The organism is Burkholderia sp. THE68 (assembly GCF_009938265.1).
In the GTDB taxonomy this organism is placed as follows: Bacteria; Pseudomonadota; Gammaproteobacteria; order Burkholderiales; family Burkholderiaceae; genus Caballeronia.
On the sequence record NZ_AP022319.1, the window covers coordinates 719,108 to 734,482 of the forward strand.

The window sequence follows — 15,375 nt, forward strand, 5'->3', positions numbered from 1 at the left end:
GAAACGCGAGCCGAGCACATTCGTCAGCGGGTCGCGCCATTCTTCGTCCAGACGAGACTCACCTGTTCATTGCGTTCCAGCATCGCCGACTGCACATCATCGAGGTCAAAGGAATCGAATCAATCACAAACGCCCATAATAGGCGCACCGGCGCAGAGCCCACTTTCGTGAGAGACCCGATGACCAAAGTTCTCTTTGTTGATGACCATCGAGAGACTGCTGACTCATTTTTTGACATCGCCCTGGCCTTGGGACACCGCCCCGCCGTCGCTTATGACGGCGCGACGGCGCTCAAGTTGACCTCCGACGAAGTCTTCGACCTTGTTTTCCTCGACGTAACTCTGCCCGATGCCGACGGACGAGACGTGGGTGGCCAGATTAGAAACGGAACGTCCGGCGCCGCGCGACTCGTTGCTGTTACCGGCCACGACGACGTGCGCGGCTCCGTCAGAATGGAAATGTTTGACGACTGTTTGCTCAAGCCCATTACCATCGACGAACTTCAGCGACAACTCGCCCTGCATCGACCGTAAAGGGCTGGCGCCGCAGACAGCATCAGCGAGATTGGTTAAGGCCTACGCCGCGGCACAGTCGTTGCGCTATCACAAGATGAAACGTACGTGGTAGGCGCAGGCAATGCATTCGGTTTTACTCGTCGACGATGACGTCGATTCTCTACTGGCCCTTCGTTTCGTGTTCGAAGCCCACGGGTTCACGGTGTTCGCTGCTGAGCACGGAAGGACTGCGCTTTCTCTGGCGGGGAAGCATGTACCCGACATAATCGTCACAGACTACGAAATGCCCGAGCTCGATGGCATTCGCCTGTGCGAGCGACTCAAGTGCTCCCCCGCGCTCTGCGCCATTCCCGTAATCCTCATCTCTGGCGGCCAACCGCCGATGGATGAACCCGCGCTTTGGAACGCTTTTCTTTCGAAGCCCGTCGATTTTCATCAACTGACCACAGTGATTGAGAGCTTTCCGGTGATTCGACTCGGCGGCGGATGAGTTAGCTGACGACTACACTTCCTGAAATCGAGATTGCTCGTTTGAATCTAACGGTTCGCGCACGCTCTGGCCGTCGAGCAGTCCGCCACGAAAACCGCACGGGGCGATTCCTGAGTCTTGACGTTACTGGAGGCCACCGTGAACCAACCAAATTCGGACATCCAGTTCGATTTCCTTCGCGCGCTGGTCGATGAACAGAAACCCGTATGGGTGTTTCTGGTCAGCGGCATCAAGCTGTCCGGGGTCATCGGGTCGTTCGATAAATATGTCATTTCCCTTCGGTCGCCGGCTGTCACTCAGACGATATTCAAAAGCGCGGTCGCTACGGTCATCACCCAATATGCCTCTGTCCCAAAGCCGGCGGACGAGGACCGGCCAGCTCGTTCGGAGCGTCGACCGCGTACGTTTCGTCATCGGTGACATTTCATGTACTAGCCCTCACGTCGACCGGAAAGGCACCGTCCGAGCCGGTCGACGATGCGCTGCTCGCAGCGTTTGCCGCTAGTTCGCCTAGAGGAAGGTGAAGCGCCCCTCCAAGGGCTCCGCAAAGCGTAACTATCGCGCCGTGGCAAGATGAGCGTTGACTTTCAGCGGTGGCGCTCGGTCATCGAACGGTGGACTCGGAACAAAAGACTGTACGACATTGGGTCGAAAGACGAGGCAGTATGTCGAACCTCCGTACTGGAAGTATCCGAGTCCGTCGCCCTTCGAAACTTGCTGCCCGGGAAGTGCCTCGATGACACACGACGATACGTCCGCCATCCCAACAAAGATGCAGCCGACCATCCCGATGGCCGGGTCATCGCAATCAATGACAACGACCGCCCGGGCCGCGACCGCAGTCGTATAACCCTGCGAATCGTTGAGCCCACCTGGGTCAATTCCTTCGGACTCGGCATCAGAGAAGTAACTGCCGTCGACTTGATAGGCCTTCACTATTCGGCCGCTCACCGGCGCGTGCCAGCGATGATAGTAGAACGCGCTAAGGAAGGCTTGATACACGCTTCCACCAACAAATTGCTCCGCCAACTGCTGCTCCTTCGCTGTAAACATCTCGCGCAAAGAATAGAGTTGAGACTTGACCCAGAACTCGTCCTGAAGCTTGATGTCATGCTGGATGTTGTAGGGAGAGGCTTCGCAGGCGGAAACGATGACTTTCGGGTCTTCAGGCCCGGCGACAGGTCGGACGTCAGCTCGAAAGTGACGAGTGAAGAAGCTATTCCATGACGAAAATCCCCAGTATGGCTTTCCTGGGTCACATTCGAACTGCGAGGTGCCGAGTTGCTTCTGGGCCTCAGGACAGAACCATCCTTCCGGCGCAGACGTATTCAGATGTTTGCGTGAATGAGGTCCACTTAGGAAACCGCACCACGTGTTCAGCACATTCTTGAGTTGAGCGTTGAGTGCTGGGTCGCGGAAGAGGGCGTATCCAGAAGGCATGCACATCGGCCAATCGAGTACAGCGTTCAGCGGGCAGTGAATCAAGCTCGCTTCGCTAAACCGAGGAGCATATGTCATCAAGTAGTCGACAATGTCCATCAGTTCTTCGATGGTGGCGTAGCCAAGCTCGTATCCCGCTTCTGAGGCGTCGACGATGGCGCGGGTCAGGTCCATTCGCAAAACCGGGTCGCCGTTGATTAGTGTCGCAAGCTCCTCTACGGCGGTAACACGAGGAGCTTGGCCCGCTCGCTCTTGCGCCTTTCTCGCCAAGTCCTTTCGAAATTCAACGAGCTCGGCCTCTTTCCGTGGCAACCAACCGCCGAGGCGACGGCGTTCCTCAAGGGGATTCTTCAGCTCCCTCACCATGAGCATCTCCTTCGTTTTTTCCACGGTTGCAAAATTTTTCGAAGAGCCGCGCTGACGGTCGGCAACTCACTCGTCCTTGAGGGGGTCCCAACGCGTCCGAGCGACGGGGGGAGGCCCCGGTTCCCGGGAGCCTCACAATTACCTACGTCGGTGCGAAGCGCTTATGCCGCCGTCTTTAGCACTACCTTCGTCCAGCCATCATCCCTGGCGTCGAAATGCGCGTAGCCTTCCGGTGCCTGCTCGAGTGGCAATTGGTGCGAGATGATTACCGAAGGCTTCGCTTTCCCGGCGGCGATAAGGTCTCGCAACTTTCGGTTGTATGCCTTCACATTAGCCTGACCAGTCGCAATATGCTGCCCCTTCATCCAGAGTTGACCAAAGTCGAGTGCGAGCTGACCTTTCTTCGCGAGAGAATCTTCGGCTTTGGGGTCCTCGGCGACGAAGACACCCACTACCCCAATTCCACCGGTCGGTCGAACGGCCTGAATCAGGTTATTTATTGTCGCGTTTGGAACCTCGTGTCCCTTACAGCTGCATTGGTATCCGACGCATTCGCACCCCCGGTCTGCCCCTTCACCGCCGGTAAGCTTCATGACCTGGTCGACCGACGAGCCGTCGCTGTCGTCAATCGGAATCGCTCCAAGCTTCTCGGCGAGTGCCAGGCGGTCTGCGTGGTTATCGACGACCATCACCTTGCTCGCTCCTTTTATCGAAGCCGAAAGCGCCGCCATCAAGCCGACAGGACCCGCCCCGTAAATGACGACACTGTCACCGGGCTCGACACCGGCAAGCACGGTCGCGTGGTAGCCGGTCGGAAAGATGTCCGAAAGCATCACGTAGTCGTTCTCTTTCTCTTCAGCGTCGGGCGGCAAAAGAAGGCAATTGAAGTCACCGAACGGAACACGGAGATATTCGGCCTGTCCGCCGCTGTACGGGCCCATCCCAGCGAAGCCATAAGCTGCGCCAGCCACCCCGGGGTTAGTCGTCAGGCAGAATCCCGTTAGCCCCTTCTCGCAGTTCTTGCAGAATCCGCAACCGATGTTGAACGGCAGGCACACACGGTCGCCGACCTTGATTCGCTCAACCCCGCCTCCTACTTCAGCGACGACGCCCAAATTCTCGTGGCCCAGAATCCGGCCTGTCTCCATGTTTGTGCGCCCTTCGTACATATGCAGGTCGGAGCCACAAATGTTCGTCGTGGTGATTTTGACGAGCACATCAGTGGGCTTCTCGATTTTTGCATCGGGCATGTCCTTCACAACCACCTTACGCGGACCTTCATAAACAAGCGCTTTCATTGATGTCTCCTGGAGAGGATGGCAAGGGCTGTCCAATGGACCAGCATGGCCACGAATTCAGCATCTCGCATGCCTCAGCGTGTCGACTCGTTCAGCGAACCCCTGTTCCATCGCTCGTTGATTTTGGAAACCCGCGCCCCGGAGCGACATCTTGAAACCAGCGTGCGCATTCTCAGAAGGGTGCGGCACATGCTTTCGAGTCAAGACCGCAAACGTGAGCTCGACGATTGTCCCGTAGAGGAAGCGCCTCCAAGCGCTCCCCCCGAACGTCCGACTGGAGCGGCAGCATCGCGCAAAACGGTGCACTGGGTTAGAACCGGAACGAGGGCTACAGTGAAATGCTGGGACCGCGCCTCTCTCCAGCGCGGTCTTCGATGGAGATGAAGAACAAATATCGATGGCTCGAAACCTCACTTGCCATGACTGTCAACCCAGGCACGCGCCCAAGCTAGGCCCACGGCACGCGCTTCCTCTTCGGTATCGCAAGGCAAAAGCACGCCGGAGCCGTCGACCAGTTTGACTATGGCCGTTACGGTGCCGCTCACAGCGAAACGTCCTTCCTGGGCAATGGCATGGCCCCAGATTTGATACCCGTTGTAGTTTTCTGGGTCCATCGAGGGCAAAAGAAGTCGGATTGGAGAGGCGCGAACTTTGTTTTGCGCCTCACGGCCTTTCGCTCGCTGTCACCAGTGAGACGATGTGCTCGCCGGCGGCAATCAACGACTTCCGAGCGGGGTGTCGAGAATGCTCATTCGCTCGCGCAACCGTAGCCTTAAGCAAAATCGCTGGGACGCAGGACGACGCGTTGCCCTTTTCCAGGTAACACTTTTGCATCGATTGCGCGGGCAATACGCTGATGGTTGAGCTTGAACGCCAGCAACACCTGATGACTCTGCGGGTCACTCGCACCGAGCTTCTCGCACGCAGCTTCGATGGAAAGGGTGAAAGCGTTGTAGCCTTTTCCAACGCCGTATGCCGAGAAAAGTACACCGTCATAGGGTGAGAACACCGGGCTCGTAAAGGTGAGGTTAGTTCGGTTGGTCATGTCTGTCTCTGCTAGCAAAGTATTCGACGTTGTCTTTCACATTACGTAGGTGGGCCCAGCTACCATCGAACGGCAAGTCGATGATAGGTCGGCCTCGGCCAGCAGCGTTGCTACAGCTTCCCGTCGGCTTTCGTCTTCGCGGTGGAAAGTGTTGGTTGGTTGCCGCGCACGGCGTCTGCGCTGGCTCGAGGGGTCCAAGCGGGAACCACACGCGCACCGGCGCGTTCAGCACGCTTGAACTCGGCGACTACCGTCGTCGCCAGCTCGGCTCGCCCACGCAACGCTCGGAGACAACGTCGTTACCATCGACAATCCGCGCAACATAGGCTTAGGCTTTGTCGTGGCCATCGAGAACATGCGCCCATCGTGCCGCAAGCCCCTCTTCAGTCGTCTCGAGAACGCTGATTTGAAAACCATTCTCACCGGTTTTGGTTGTCATGTTGATAGACCCGCTGCTTGTCCGGTCGACAAGTCCAATGTCCTCATTCAACACTTCAAGTTCGTATCGTTTAATCATGTCCGTGAGCACCCTTGGTAAAACCCGGCAGTTCGGCCGCTCCGGGCAACCGGGACGCCGCGAACGCTTCCGCAAGCATCAAAGCGAACCCTTCGACGGTCGATGGGCGAAGGGAGACGCGTCGCCGCATAAAGTCCGCCCACGCAAATTTTGCATTGAATTCGCCAGGGTTGTCGTAGACCCCAGCAATGCGCAAAAACGCAGCGATGCTTTGATACACGTCGTCTGGAAGTTCCGGGACCGACCTGGGTAGCTGGTCTACCGATATTTCGCGACCGCAGTGGTCGAACGGATGAAGCCAGCCACGGCGCGCCATCTCCTCAAGGAACTGGGCCCGCGACAGACTGCTGAAATCCTCAGCGATTTGAACAGGCGCCTCGGGCAGTCCCATATCGAACCAGGCGCGCGACCAATGATGGTGGTCGACGATGTGCAAATCGCCTGACGGGCCTCGCACCACTTTAATCGCCTGCTGCTCAACGAACGACCGCCTTTTTGCGGGACTCAACTCGAGGTATCTGGCTCGCTTTGCCAATACCTGGACTTGCCCAACTGCGCCTTGAGTCGGGCGAAGCAGAGACCATTGCGCCCATTCAGGTGCAGCATCGTTGCCGGGGCGGAGGTCGCTCTCTGATTCCGATTCGCCTTCCATGTGCGCCTCCTTTCTGGTCGACGCGCTATCAAAGCTTGGCCAAACTTCAAATTACAAAGAGCAAACATCACACCCGATTGGTGAAAAGCCGCAAGCTTTCAAAGGTATGCATCTTGCCTTAGGGATGAAACCACCAAGATAAGGAGCGTTGCCGTGACGACCGACGACACTAACCCCGCAGTGCAGCGCGAATCAATCGCAGAAGCAAACTTCGCAACGTATGCTGACCCGCTCGTGAGCGAAGCCATCGAGGAAGCCTCGGCTCTCAAAGACACGGCCGATGCCGAGAAACTACACAAGTTACGCGTCGCGTTGCGCCGGCTCCGAACTCTGTTGTGGGCATACCGACCGATACTTGACGAGGAGTTCGACAACGAACAGCGTGCACTCTTGAAATTTCTCGCGAGCGCGGCCGGAAACACACGCGATTGGGACATCTTGATTGGTCTTGTCGAGGAAAAGAGCGATGAAAAACTATTAAGCGCATGCAAACAAAATAGAGATGACACCGCTGACAAGAGTCGACAGACACTGATGAACACGGACCTACGCAAACTGCTGCGCGAGGCCATTCGCGAAGCGAATCGTGAGTTGAACACTTCATCTGAACGCACGCCTTTGAGCAAGTTTGCGCGGAAGCGGGTGTCAGCGGCGCAAAAGGAACTAAAGAAGCGTATGCAGCATGCTTCGAAAGTAGGCAGCTCGGATTACAACTCGTATCACAATGTACGCAAAGCAGGGAAGAAGGTCCGCTACCTCATCGAATTCTTCGAACCGCTTTTGCAGAAGCGCCAGCGCAAGAGTCTGAAGGAGTTAAAGCAACTGCAGAAGCGCTTCGGTGGATTAAATGACGTTGTTGCCAGCCGGGACCTGCTTACTGCAAATCAAGGTTCGCTGCCCGAGGGAGCGAGCGTTGACGCAGCACTTCGGCTGCTCAAGAAGAAACAGAAGCGTCGCCTTAAGGCGGCGTCGAAGCTCTTGTAGGCGTCCTCGTTCGTATCCCGCTCGCCGGGCACGCCTACTCACGGATGGTGCACTTACCAATGGCGGTGGCTCCGACGAGCGTCGCGCGGGACTACTGTCCCGGCACGAGAAACCGGCGTATTTCCGGCCCGGCGGCAGTCGTATTAGCTAACGAAATCCCCGTCGTTTTCAATTCTCAAAAATCGACGACTCCTCCCCGGTCGAGCATGCACCTCCCTTACGACTGACCGACTGGCATGCCGGTTGCCTCATTGTTAGCCTAACCATCCTGGAGCCGACAATGAACAAACCAAACTTGTCGCACTCGTCTACTGACGAACTCGACACCGTTCCAGACACGTCCAGCCCGGCTTATGCAAGTCGGCACCCTTTGACCCGCGCGTTTGACAAGTTTGCCAGCCTAGTCACCCGCTGGGCCGGTTCGCCAGCAGCCTTTTGCCTAGCTGTATTCACGGTAGCCGGTTGGGTCGTGACCGGTCCGATTTTTCATTACTCTGACGGTTGGCAACTGGTCATAAATACAGGAACCACAATCGTTACCTTCCTGATGGTTTTTCTAATTCAACAGAGTCAGAACAAGGATAGCGTCGCGCTTCACCTAAAGCTGAACGAGCTACTTTCATCTCATCGCACGGCAAGTAATCAGTTGATTGGCATTGAAGACGCTTCCGAGGAAGAATTGCGCCGACTCGCCGCAGCTTACCTTCGCTTGTCGATGAGGGAATCGGACGGCAGCGATGAGTTACCAGCCTGAGGACCCGACTTGAAGTTAGAAGACCGATGGACGTTTCAGAACACGCTGAAACGTCCGTCCTGCCAGTTCGGCAGAATGGCAAAGCATCAGGTTTTACGATTTTCTCATGTCGCAAATCCGAGCTTCAAAAATGCCAAGGAGGTTTCCGTGACTCAAAGAATCTTTCGCACCATTGAACCAAAAATTCTTTATTTCGGCACGCCAGTCGCCCTTATCAGCTCACTCAATGAGGACGCAACGACCAACCTGGCTCCGATGTCATCGTTCTGGGCCTTAGGGTGGACTTTGGTTCTCGGGCTGCTCGATGAGACAAAAACCGCGGAAAATTTCGAACGCAACCCAGAATGGGTCATCAATCTTCCCTCTCCAGAAATGTGGCAGCAGGTAGAGAAACTGGCACCGCTAACTGGCAAAAACCCAGTGCCGGAATTGAAGGCGAAGCAATTTCGGTTTGAGAAATGCAAGTTCGAAGAAGCGGGATTTACACAATTGGCGAGCGATAGCGTCAAGCCCTTCAGAGTCGCCGAATGCCCGGTTCAAATGGAAGCCCGTGTACGTCATATTCACAAGATGGGCGGGGAGAAGCTCGAGAAGCTTGGCGGCGGCGTCGCCGCAGAGGTAGAAATCATGCGCGTCCACGCTGATGAGGACTTCGTCAAGAACGACAACCACATCGACGCCGAGAAATGGTCGCCCCTTGTCTATAACTTTCGCCATTACTTTCGGCTCGCGGAGCGCGAGTTGTGCAAAACCTTTCGGGCGTAAAGCGATTTCACGCAGCCGAGGCAATCGCACGAGTCCGCCGTACGAAGGAGTACGCGCAGGTCGAATATTCAGGTTCGACTGTTAATCTTCGATTTCACTTTCGTCGTCAAGCGGCTCGACGAATTCGATATTGTTTTCAACAATGTCGACACGAACTTCCTCGGGGTCGTCCTCGAACTCAAGATTGTTCGGGGGCATTGCGACGGCTTTGAAGTCATACCCTAACGCGCTTACGTACGCCACATAGTCATCATCGTCGTCTTCGCGCAGAACGTCATCGTCCAACATCGAGCGCTTCTCAAGGTGGAAGTCCTTGGCTGTCAGAACGAGGCGTTCTTCCTCTTGCGTCTCCACTTCGGTGACTATGAGCTCGACACTACCGGAAAGTTCAAGCATGGTGCCCTCCACAGGTACTTCAACCTCGGACCTACGCAGCACATGCGAGTTTCCGGTGCAACGTTGTCGGCTATATCAAACGGCATCGCAATTTTGCTTTTCGCCGAGACAACCGAGGATTCACGATGTGAGCAATAGTGTACGACGGACTCGTTGAAGGAGATTCCGGCTAGACACCGAAAAAAGCCGAGCCTCAATACGCAATGAGCCAATAGGTTCCACATCGCGTGGGTGGGGCCCCGCGTCTGGAGCGTCCCGCCCGTTCAGAAAAGAGTTTGCCGCCTAGCGGGGCAAGACAACTCTTCGCCGCTTGTAGCTCACGTTCACTGGGGCCGATGGTGAGATGGACGATTCACTTGTGCCTTTCTCCGACGCGCCGTCATTAGACGAATCAACACCGGAGTCAGCACTCGACTCGGCGGATTGCTTCGCTTTGGGATGAGTGGGCACGCCGGTCATACGAGCGCTCGTGGCCGAAGGTGGCTCCCCAACCGCTGCTCGTTCGGGCTCGCTGGCGGCCCCAGTAAGCGCCCATCGACTCACGAGTTCTTCTGCACGCGCCGAGGAACAGGTCATGAATTGTCGAACTGCGTCGAGCTGGTTGGCCCGACGCGCGCGAAGAGTTTCTTCATCCACGTGCAGGTCATCAGCAAGCATCCTTGGAGAGACGTTCAGGCTGTATGCCTCACCAGCCTCAAGCTTCGCGAGAATGACGACGAGTTCCCGCCACTCTTCAAAGCCACACCCGACGGCAACGGCATTCAGCGCGTCGTTATACCGTAACACGCTCTTGCCGCCTGCCAGTTCTTGGAAGAGGGCGGCCTTCTCTTTGGCGTTCGACGCCGAAATCAAATACCTCGCTTCCTCATTGTTCGCCATTCCATCTTCCCTAACGACGGCGTCCCTACCGTTCGAACACGCGCTTCGAGCCTGACAGCGGTCTCGACTATTGAATTGCGGTCCGTCATATTTCCCGTAGATGCCTTCGAGCTTCATCGACTCGCGTGTCGGGTTGATGACACTTATGAATCCCGCGCCGGCGTTGACGTTCCTTTAGAGTTCCGGAGTCTGCAGGTCGCCATGCACAATGTCGCCGCCTCGTTGGACCGCTGCTGCCCGAGCTGCGGCTTGCGTGGAGAAGGGACCTATCTCATCAGCGCCGTCAAATGGATAGAGAAGACGTGCATCGGTCAGTCGCACGACTTTTAGCACGCCGACAAAACCTGTAAGGTGCGGTCGATACGAGGCGTAGATGGCGTAGTCGTCTTCAGTCTTGCCAGCGACTGGGCTCACGATTGGGCGGCTGGCAAACAAAACAATTTTGGCTCGCCGAGAGGATGCTCTTTGCATAGCGCGACTCCGAGAAAACTCCTGAGCAACAGCAAGGTTTGTACCCACGGGGCTTTCAACCCTTCTGACATCTTGATGATGTCTCATCGACGAAAACCGCGATGAAAAACTGTCAGCGCACCCAGCGCTTCGGCTGCGCGAGAAAGAACGGAAATGCCGCGTCGAGCCGGCGTCGAAGCTCAGATAGCTGTGCTGGCTGATACCCGATTGATGGAGAGTCACGCCGTGGCCGTGACCTTAATTGCTCAATCGTCGATAGGCATTCATATGTCTGATTAGACCGCGGCGGTCGCCGCCCTTGTCTAACAAGATGGCGAGATTGTGATGGGCGTCGGCGTAGTCCGGATTTAGCGCCAGGCACTGCTCATAGCTCGTCCTTGCCTCATCAAGTCGCCCCATCGTGTCGAGCGCCACCGCTCGATTGAAGTGCAGCACTGCATCGTTTGGGAAATGCTCTAGTGCCTGGTCGAACACGCGCAGCGCCTCACCGCATTGATGTTCGTCCTCGCACAACAAGGCGCCGAGGTCGACGTACGCAGCGTAAAAGGACTCGGGAGACAGCTCGATGGCGCGCCTGTAGTTCCGCTCAGCAGCGCCCGGGTCAGCCGGAAGCAACTGTTCAGCCAATTCGTATCGTTCCTGTGCCTGCGCAGCTTCTGTGCTCTTGCGCCCAGGCGTCGCGTCGAAGAGCACGACGTCGCCTCCGACCGTGGCCACTTCGAAGTCGAGCAGCATCTGACCTGTCACCGCGTCCCAGCGCGACGGTCCTGTCTTGACTACAATCGCGTCTCCCTCGGCAGCGATGCGGATGCCTGACAACGGAAGCTCGTCAGGAAGGTCGCGCTTGAGTCGAGCGAGCGCCTCTCGCAGCTTACGCGGCGTGGTCTTCGCCGTCCGCAACTGCAATGCCGTGCGCAAAAGGACGACATCCTGGAACGTGAAGCGCAAGGCGTTGCGCGGTCCTCGTGTAGGCGTCACGAGACCTAACCCGATGAGGCCATCGACGACGCCGCGCGACACGCCAAGCATCGATTGAAGTTTGGCGAGTGACACGTAGTGCGATACGTCGCGCTTGCTCACTTTCGGGCGCGCACCTTCGCCGGAGTTTCGACGGCAACCTTTGGCGCTCGAGCGGCGGGTTTGCGAGTTTTTGGAACGACCGGCTCCTCCGCTGCTTTCGACGCGGTCTTCCGCTTGTCTGCCGGCTTCGCCTTCTCGCCGCTCTTCGCGAGACTAGCGCGCAGCGCTTCCATCAAGTCAATCACTTCGCCAGTTGGCGCAGCTTCGCCAGCCTCGGGCGCAACAATTTGTTTGCCTTCAATTTTGCGGTCGATGGCAGCCAGGACGCGCTTTTTCTCTTCGTCTTCATACGCTGATGCGTCGTAGTTGTCCTCGGCACCCTGCTCGATGATTTGGACTGCAAGCTTCAGTTCCGATTCAGACACCGCGGCATGTTCGATATCGAGGTCTCTAAGAGAGCGGACTTCGTCTGCAAACAGAAGCTGCTGGAAGACCATGCCGTCCGGGGTCGGACGAACTTGGACAATGCGAGTCTTTCCCTTGTACGCCCACTTCGCCAACGCGCAGCGGCCAGTTCGGGAAAGCGCCTCCTGTAGAAGGCTGTATGGCTTGCCACCGCGCTTGTCGGGAGCGATGAAGTACGCCTTGTCGTAGAAGAGTGGGTCGACGGACTTTTCAGGAACGAACGACACGATTTCTACAACGTGGCTCGCGCCTTCCTCCAGCGCCTTGAGTTCATCACCGGTGAAGACGACGTATCGGTCCTTCTCGAATTGGTACCCCTTCTGCATCGAACTTCGCTCGACCACTTTGCCCGTGCTCTCGGAAACGTATTGTTGCTTCACACGCGAGCCGTCTGGCGCAAGCATGTTGAACCGCACTTCGGATGAGCTCTCCGTCGCTGAGTAGAGTCGGACCGGAATCGAGACCAGACCGAAAGAAAGAGAGAGCGACGCAATCGAACGGGCGACCATGGGCTTCTCCTAGACGGCGGCATTATTCGCCTGACGTAACCACATGAGCGAATCGTCGACCGCGACTTGCGGGCGGCGGGATGGTCAGAATAGCACTACACGTGCCGGGCCACGTCCGCGCACCGAGCCATGGGTTTTGGTTAACTTGACGTCAGTATCGTAGACGGAATGGCGGCGACATACCCCAAAGCGCGGTCAGCCGCTCGACGCGTCGCTTTGGCGGCACGCGATTTGCAGTAATCAGCCCATCGAAACGAGGGAAACCGCGATGGTTTCATCCCGCAAAAATGCAGCGGCTACGCCACTCGAGCGCTATCGGAATAAGCGCGACTTTGCCGCCACGCCTGAGCCGTCCCCATCGAATGCGAGTACGGCAAACCGAACGCCACCCCATGGCTGCAGCTTTGTTGTGCAAAAGCATTGGGCCAGTCGCCTCCACTATGACTTCCGGCTCGAACACAACGGCGTGCTGCTCTCATGGGCTGTTCCCAAAGGGCCGTGCTATGACCCGGCCAAGAAGCAGATGGCAGTGCACGTCGAGGACCATCCCGTCGATTACGCTAGCTTCGAGGGCACTATCCCTCCCAAGCAATATGGCGCAGGGACCGTCATTGTGTGGGACCGTGGAACGTGGGAGCCGGTCGGAGATGCTGACAAGGGTATGGAAGCAGGAAAATTGATTTTTCGCCTGCACGGTGAAAAGCTCGCCGGTTTGTGGGAGCTGGTACGGATATCAAAGCCTGGAGACAAGGCCGACCAGTGGATGATGTTCAAGAAACGCGATGCGTGGGCGCGTCCGCTCGCCGAATACGACGTCATCAAGGCACTCCCCGACAGCGTCATCGCGAATCCCCTTGGACCTGTCGAAGAACGCGAACCGCGCACTCCCCGAAGTCCGCGCGCCGAAGCTCCGGAGATTGACCTCTCAGCTGCAGTGACGGCGTCACTGCCGGCTAAGCTTGAACCGCAACTTGCGACGCTCGCGCCCTCACTGCCAGCAGGCGGCGAGTGGATAGTGGAGTCCAAGCTCGATGGGTACCGCCTGTTAGCGCGAGTCGACAAGAAGAGAGTGAAGCTCCTTACCCGCAACGGTCATGATTGGACGACTCGATTCCCGCTGCTCGTAGCCGAACTCAAAGAATTACAGCTATCCAGCGCATGGATGGATGGCGAAATCGTCGTGTTGAAAAACGGTATCCCGAGTTTCTCCGCTCTCCAGAACGCGGTTGATGGGCAATTGAACAAGGACATCCTCTACTTTCTTTTCGACGTGATGTTTCTCGACGGCAAAGACCTGCGAAAAGTGCCGCTGTGGTCAAGGCGTGCGTTGCTTGCACCGATTGTTGAAAACGCAGGAGAGCGGCTGCTGTACAGCCAGGACTTTGACGCTCCGCCAGCGCAGATATTCGAAGCTGCGACAGGCCTTGGTTTGGAAGGACTGATGCTCAAGCGGCGCAATGCAGTCTATGAGTCGGGGCGTACGCAAACTTGGCTGAAAGCGAAGGCTCGGCTGAGACAGGAACTCGTTATCTGTGGCATGACGGCGCGTGGCGGCAACGACGGAGAGGTCGGCAGCTTGCTGCTCGGCTATTACGTGGGAAGCAAGCTTCATGACGCAGGGAGTGTCGGAACTGGTTGGGATTCGAAGACTGCGCGCGACCTCTGGAAGCAACTTACGCCGCTCGAAGTCGACGCAACACCCTTTAACACGCCCCTCAAGAAACCGGGTCGATGGTCAAAGCGCGCAGCGGGGAGTGAGAGATGGGTAAAGCCTATCCTAGTCGCGGAGGTCGAGTTCACTGAGTGGACCGCCGATGAAGTGATTCGTCAAGCGTCGTTCATGGGCTTGCGTCTCGATAAGGACGCTCGTGGCGTAGTCCGAGAAGGCGGAACGACGCAGGCCTCTGAGCCTTTTCCTCAACTGAAGATAACGCACCCTGAGCGCGTGATTGACGCGTCAGCGTCGGTCACGAAGGCTGACCTTGTTCGGTTCTACGCCAGCGTCGCAGAGCGGATATTGCCCCACCTGAAAGACAGGCCCGTTGCCCTCGTGCGCGCGCCTGATGGTGTCGCCGGCAATCTGTTCTTCCAGAAGCACGCTGAACGCACCGCGATGCCTGGGCTTAAGGCGCACGACCGAGAATTGTGGCCAAAGCATCCGCCATTGCTGACGGTCGATACTGTCGACGCGCTGCTGTCCGCCGCGCAGATGAATACCATCGAATTTCATACATGGAACTCGGTAGTCCGACGCCTTGATGCGCCCGACCGGGTCATCTTCGACCTCGACCCTGGCGAAGGCGTTAAATGGAGTCACGTCCAGGAAGCCGCTCAACTTGTCCGCTTGCTGCTGTCGGAGTTGGGCTTGCGCGCGTGGTTGAAAACAAGCGGCGGTAAGGGCCTACATGTGGTCGTGCCGCTTGCTGCGCGGTTGGACTATACGACAGTCAAGGCATTCTCAAAGACATTCGTTGTGCATCTCGCGAAGACGATTCCCAAACGCTTCTCTGCGATTTCTGGACCGTCGAATCGGCTTGGAAGAATCTATGTCGACTACTTGCGCAACGGGAAGGGGCAGACAACTGCTGCAGCCTTCTCTGCTCGCGCTCGACCAGGTATGGGGGTCTCGATGCCAGTTGCTTGGGAACAACTTGCTGACCTCAAGAGCGGCGCTCAGTGGACTGTGCAAACGGCACGCGAGTATCTGAGCTTCCAATCTGGCGACCCATGGGCCGAATACTGGTCGACAAAACAGTTGCTGACCCGAGCGATGAAGCGACTGCCGTAGACTTGATTCAGCTGGTCGCTT

Annotated in this window: 16 protein-coding genes; 7 read left to right on the top strand and 9 right to left on the bottom strand. The window is 57.0% G+C overall.

From position 1 onward, the window contains the following. The first annotated feature begins 179 nt into the window (after nucleotides 1–179). From BTHE68_RS31795 to BTHE68_RS31805, 3 genes are all read left to right on the top strand, one after another. Nucleotides 180–533, top strand: a complete 354-nt coding sequence (locus BTHE68_RS31795; protein WP_162070251.1) for a response regulator — start codon at nucleotides 180–182, stop codon at nucleotides 531–533. A 103-nt stretch (nucleotides 534–636) separates the two neighbouring features. Next, on the top strand, nucleotides 637–1,005 hold the full coding sequence (locus BTHE68_RS31800) for a response regulator (RefSeq protein WP_162070252.1): 369 nt from the start codon (nucleotides 637–639) through the stop codon (nucleotides 1,003–1,005). 138 nt (nucleotides 1,006–1,143) lie between these two features. Continuing rightward, a complete protein-coding gene (locus BTHE68_RS31805; protein WP_162070253.1) occupies nucleotides 1,144–1,425 on the top strand; it encodes an RNA chaperone Hfq in 282 nt (93 codons plus the stop codon). Nucleotides 1,426–1,560: 135 nt separating this feature from the next. On the opposite strand, the gene BTHE68_RS31810 is transcribed toward BTHE68_RS31805, so the two are convergent. From BTHE68_RS31810 to BTHE68_RS31825, 4 genes are all read right to left on the bottom strand, one after another. Next, nucleotides 1,561–2,811: a phosphatidylserine decarboxylase family protein gene (locus BTHE68_RS31810; protein ID WP_162070254.1), complete on the bottom strand. Its 1,251-nt coding sequence runs from the start codon at nucleotides 2,809–2,811 to the stop codon at nucleotides 1,561–1,563. A gap of 161 nt (nucleotides 2,812–2,972) precedes the next feature. Continuing rightward, the gene (locus BTHE68_RS31815; RefSeq protein WP_162070255.1) at nucleotides 2,973–4,109 is read right to left on the bottom strand and encodes a glutathione-independent formaldehyde dehydrogenase; all 1,137 of its coding nucleotides are present in this window, start codon (nucleotides 4,107–4,109) and stop codon (nucleotides 2,973–2,975) included. Nucleotides 4,110–4,881: 772 nt separating this feature from the next. Continuing rightward, entirely contained in the window at nucleotides 4,882–5,154 is a 273-nt protein-coding gene (locus tag BTHE68_RS31820) for a hypothetical protein (protein WP_162070256.1), read from the bottom strand. Between the two features lie 509 nt (nucleotides 5,155–5,663). After that, nucleotides 5,664–6,323 carry a ParB/Srx family N-terminal domain-containing protein gene (locus BTHE68_RS31825; protein WP_162070257.1) on the bottom strand — a complete coding sequence of 220 codons (660 nt, stop codon included), beginning with the start codon at nucleotides 6,321–6,323 and terminating at the stop codon, nucleotides 5,664–5,666. Nucleotides 6,324–6,476: 153 nt separating this feature from the next. On the opposite strand from BTHE68_RS31825, the gene BTHE68_RS31830 reads away from it, so the two are divergent. The 3 genes from BTHE68_RS31830 to BTHE68_RS31840 all read left to right on the top strand — a co-directional run bounded on the left by BTHE68_RS31830 (nucleotide 6,477) and on the right by BTHE68_RS31840 (nucleotide 8,826). Continuing rightward, nucleotides 6,477–7,307 carry a CHAD domain-containing protein gene (locus tag BTHE68_RS31830; RefSeq protein WP_162070258.1) on the top strand — a complete coding sequence of 277 codons (831 nt, stop codon included), beginning with the start codon at nucleotides 6,477–6,479 and terminating at the stop codon, nucleotides 7,305–7,307. Between the two features lie 280 nt (nucleotides 7,308–7,587). Continuing rightward, entirely contained in the window at nucleotides 7,588–8,061 is a 474-nt protein-coding gene (locus tag BTHE68_RS31835; RefSeq protein ID WP_162070259.1) for a low affinity iron permease family protein, read from the top strand. 9 nt (nucleotides 8,062–8,070) lie between these two features. Continuing rightward, on the top strand, nucleotides 8,071–8,826 hold the full coding sequence (locus tag BTHE68_RS31840; protein ID WP_232078316.1) for a flavin reductase family protein: 756 nt from the start codon (nucleotides 8,071–8,073) through the stop codon (nucleotides 8,824–8,826). Between the two features lie 81 nt (nucleotides 8,827–8,907). On the opposite strand, the gene BTHE68_RS31845 is transcribed toward BTHE68_RS31840, so the two are convergent. The 5 genes from BTHE68_RS31845 to ku form a co-directional block, all read right to left on the bottom strand. Next, nucleotides 8,908–9,222, bottom strand: a complete 315-nt coding sequence (locus BTHE68_RS31845) for a hypothetical protein (RefSeq protein WP_162070260.1) — start codon at nucleotides 9,220–9,222, stop codon at nucleotides 8,908–8,910. A 282-nt stretch (nucleotides 9,223–9,504) separates the two neighbouring features. Beyond that, entirely contained in the window at nucleotides 9,505–10,218 is a 714-nt protein-coding gene (locus BTHE68_RS31850) for a hypothetical protein (protein WP_162070261.1), read from the bottom strand. Nucleotides 10,219–10,275: 57 nt separating this feature from the next. After that, a complete protein-coding gene (locus BTHE68_RS31855; RefSeq protein WP_162070262.1) occupies nucleotides 10,276–10,572 on the bottom strand; it encodes a DUF6723 family protein in 297 nt (98 codons plus the stop codon). Between the two features lie 237 nt (nucleotides 10,573–10,809). Continuing rightward, nucleotides 10,810–11,652: a tetratricopeptide repeat protein gene (locus BTHE68_RS31860; RefSeq protein WP_162070263.1), complete on the bottom strand. Its 843-nt coding sequence runs from the start codon at nucleotides 11,650–11,652 to the stop codon at nucleotides 10,810–10,812. Further along, a complete protein-coding gene (gene ku, locus BTHE68_RS31865) occupies nucleotides 11,649–12,566 on the bottom strand; it encodes a non-homologous end joining protein Ku (protein WP_162070264.1) in 918 nt (305 codons plus the stop codon). Before ku ends, BTHE68_RS31860 begins: the two co-directional genes overlap by 4 nt. 268 nt (nucleotides 12,567–12,834) lie before the next feature. Here ku and ligD point away from each other — a divergent pair, with 268 nt between their 5' ends. Further along, entirely contained in the window at nucleotides 12,835–15,354 is a 2,520-nt protein-coding gene (gene ligD, locus BTHE68_RS31870) for a DNA ligase D (protein ID WP_162070265.1), read from the top strand. The last annotated feature ends 21 nt before the right edge of the window (nucleotides 15,355–15,375 follow it).

Excerpts from the sequence above, each read along its gene's own strand:
- BTHE68_RS31815 (WP_162070255.1), bottom strand. The coding sequence starts at position 4,109 with ATGAAAGCGCTTGTTTATGAAGGTCCGCGTAAGGTGGTTGTGAAGGAC.
- BTHE68_RS31825 (WP_162070257.1), bottom strand. The coding sequence starts at position 6,323 with ATGGAAGGCGAATCGGAATCAGAGAGCGACCTCCGCCCCGGCAACGAT.
- BTHE68_RS31810 (WP_162070254.1), bottom strand. The coding sequence starts at position 2,811 with ATGGTGAGGGAGCTGAAGAATCCCCTTGAGGAACGCCGTCGCCTCGGC.
- ligD (WP_162070265.1), top strand. The coding sequence starts at position 12,835 with ATGGTTTCATCCCGCAAAAATGCAGCGGCTACGCCACTCGAGCGCTAT.
- BTHE68_RS31795 (WP_162070251.1), top strand. The coding sequence starts at position 180 with ATGACCAAAGTTCTCTTTGTTGATGACCATCGAGAGACTGCTGACTCA.
- BTHE68_RS31800 (WP_162070252.1), top strand. The coding sequence starts at position 637 with ATGCATTCGGTTTTACTCGTCGACGATGACGTCGATTCTCTACTGGCC.
- BTHE68_RS31835 (WP_162070259.1), top strand. The coding sequence starts at position 7,588 with ATGAACAAACCAAACTTGTCGCACTCGTCTACTGACGAACTCGACACC.
- BTHE68_RS31855 (WP_162070262.1), bottom strand. The coding sequence starts at position 10,572 with ATGCAAAGAGCATCCTCTCGGCGAGCCAAAATTGTTTTGTTTGCCAGC.
- ku (WP_162070264.1), bottom strand. The coding sequence starts at position 12,566 with ATGGTCGCCCGTTCGATTGCGTCGCTCTCTCTTTCTTTCGGTCTGGTC.
- BTHE68_RS31850 (WP_162070261.1), bottom strand. The coding sequence starts at position 10,218 with ATGAAGCTCGAAGGCATCTACGGGAAATATGACGGACCGCAATTCAAT.
- BTHE68_RS31845 (WP_162070260.1), bottom strand. The coding sequence starts at position 9,222 with ATGCTTGAACTTTCCGGTAGTGTCGAGCTCATAGTCACCGAAGTGGAG.
- BTHE68_RS31820 (WP_162070256.1), bottom strand. The coding sequence starts at position 5,154 with ATGACCAACCGAACTAACCTCACCTTTACGAGCCCGGTGTTCTCACCC.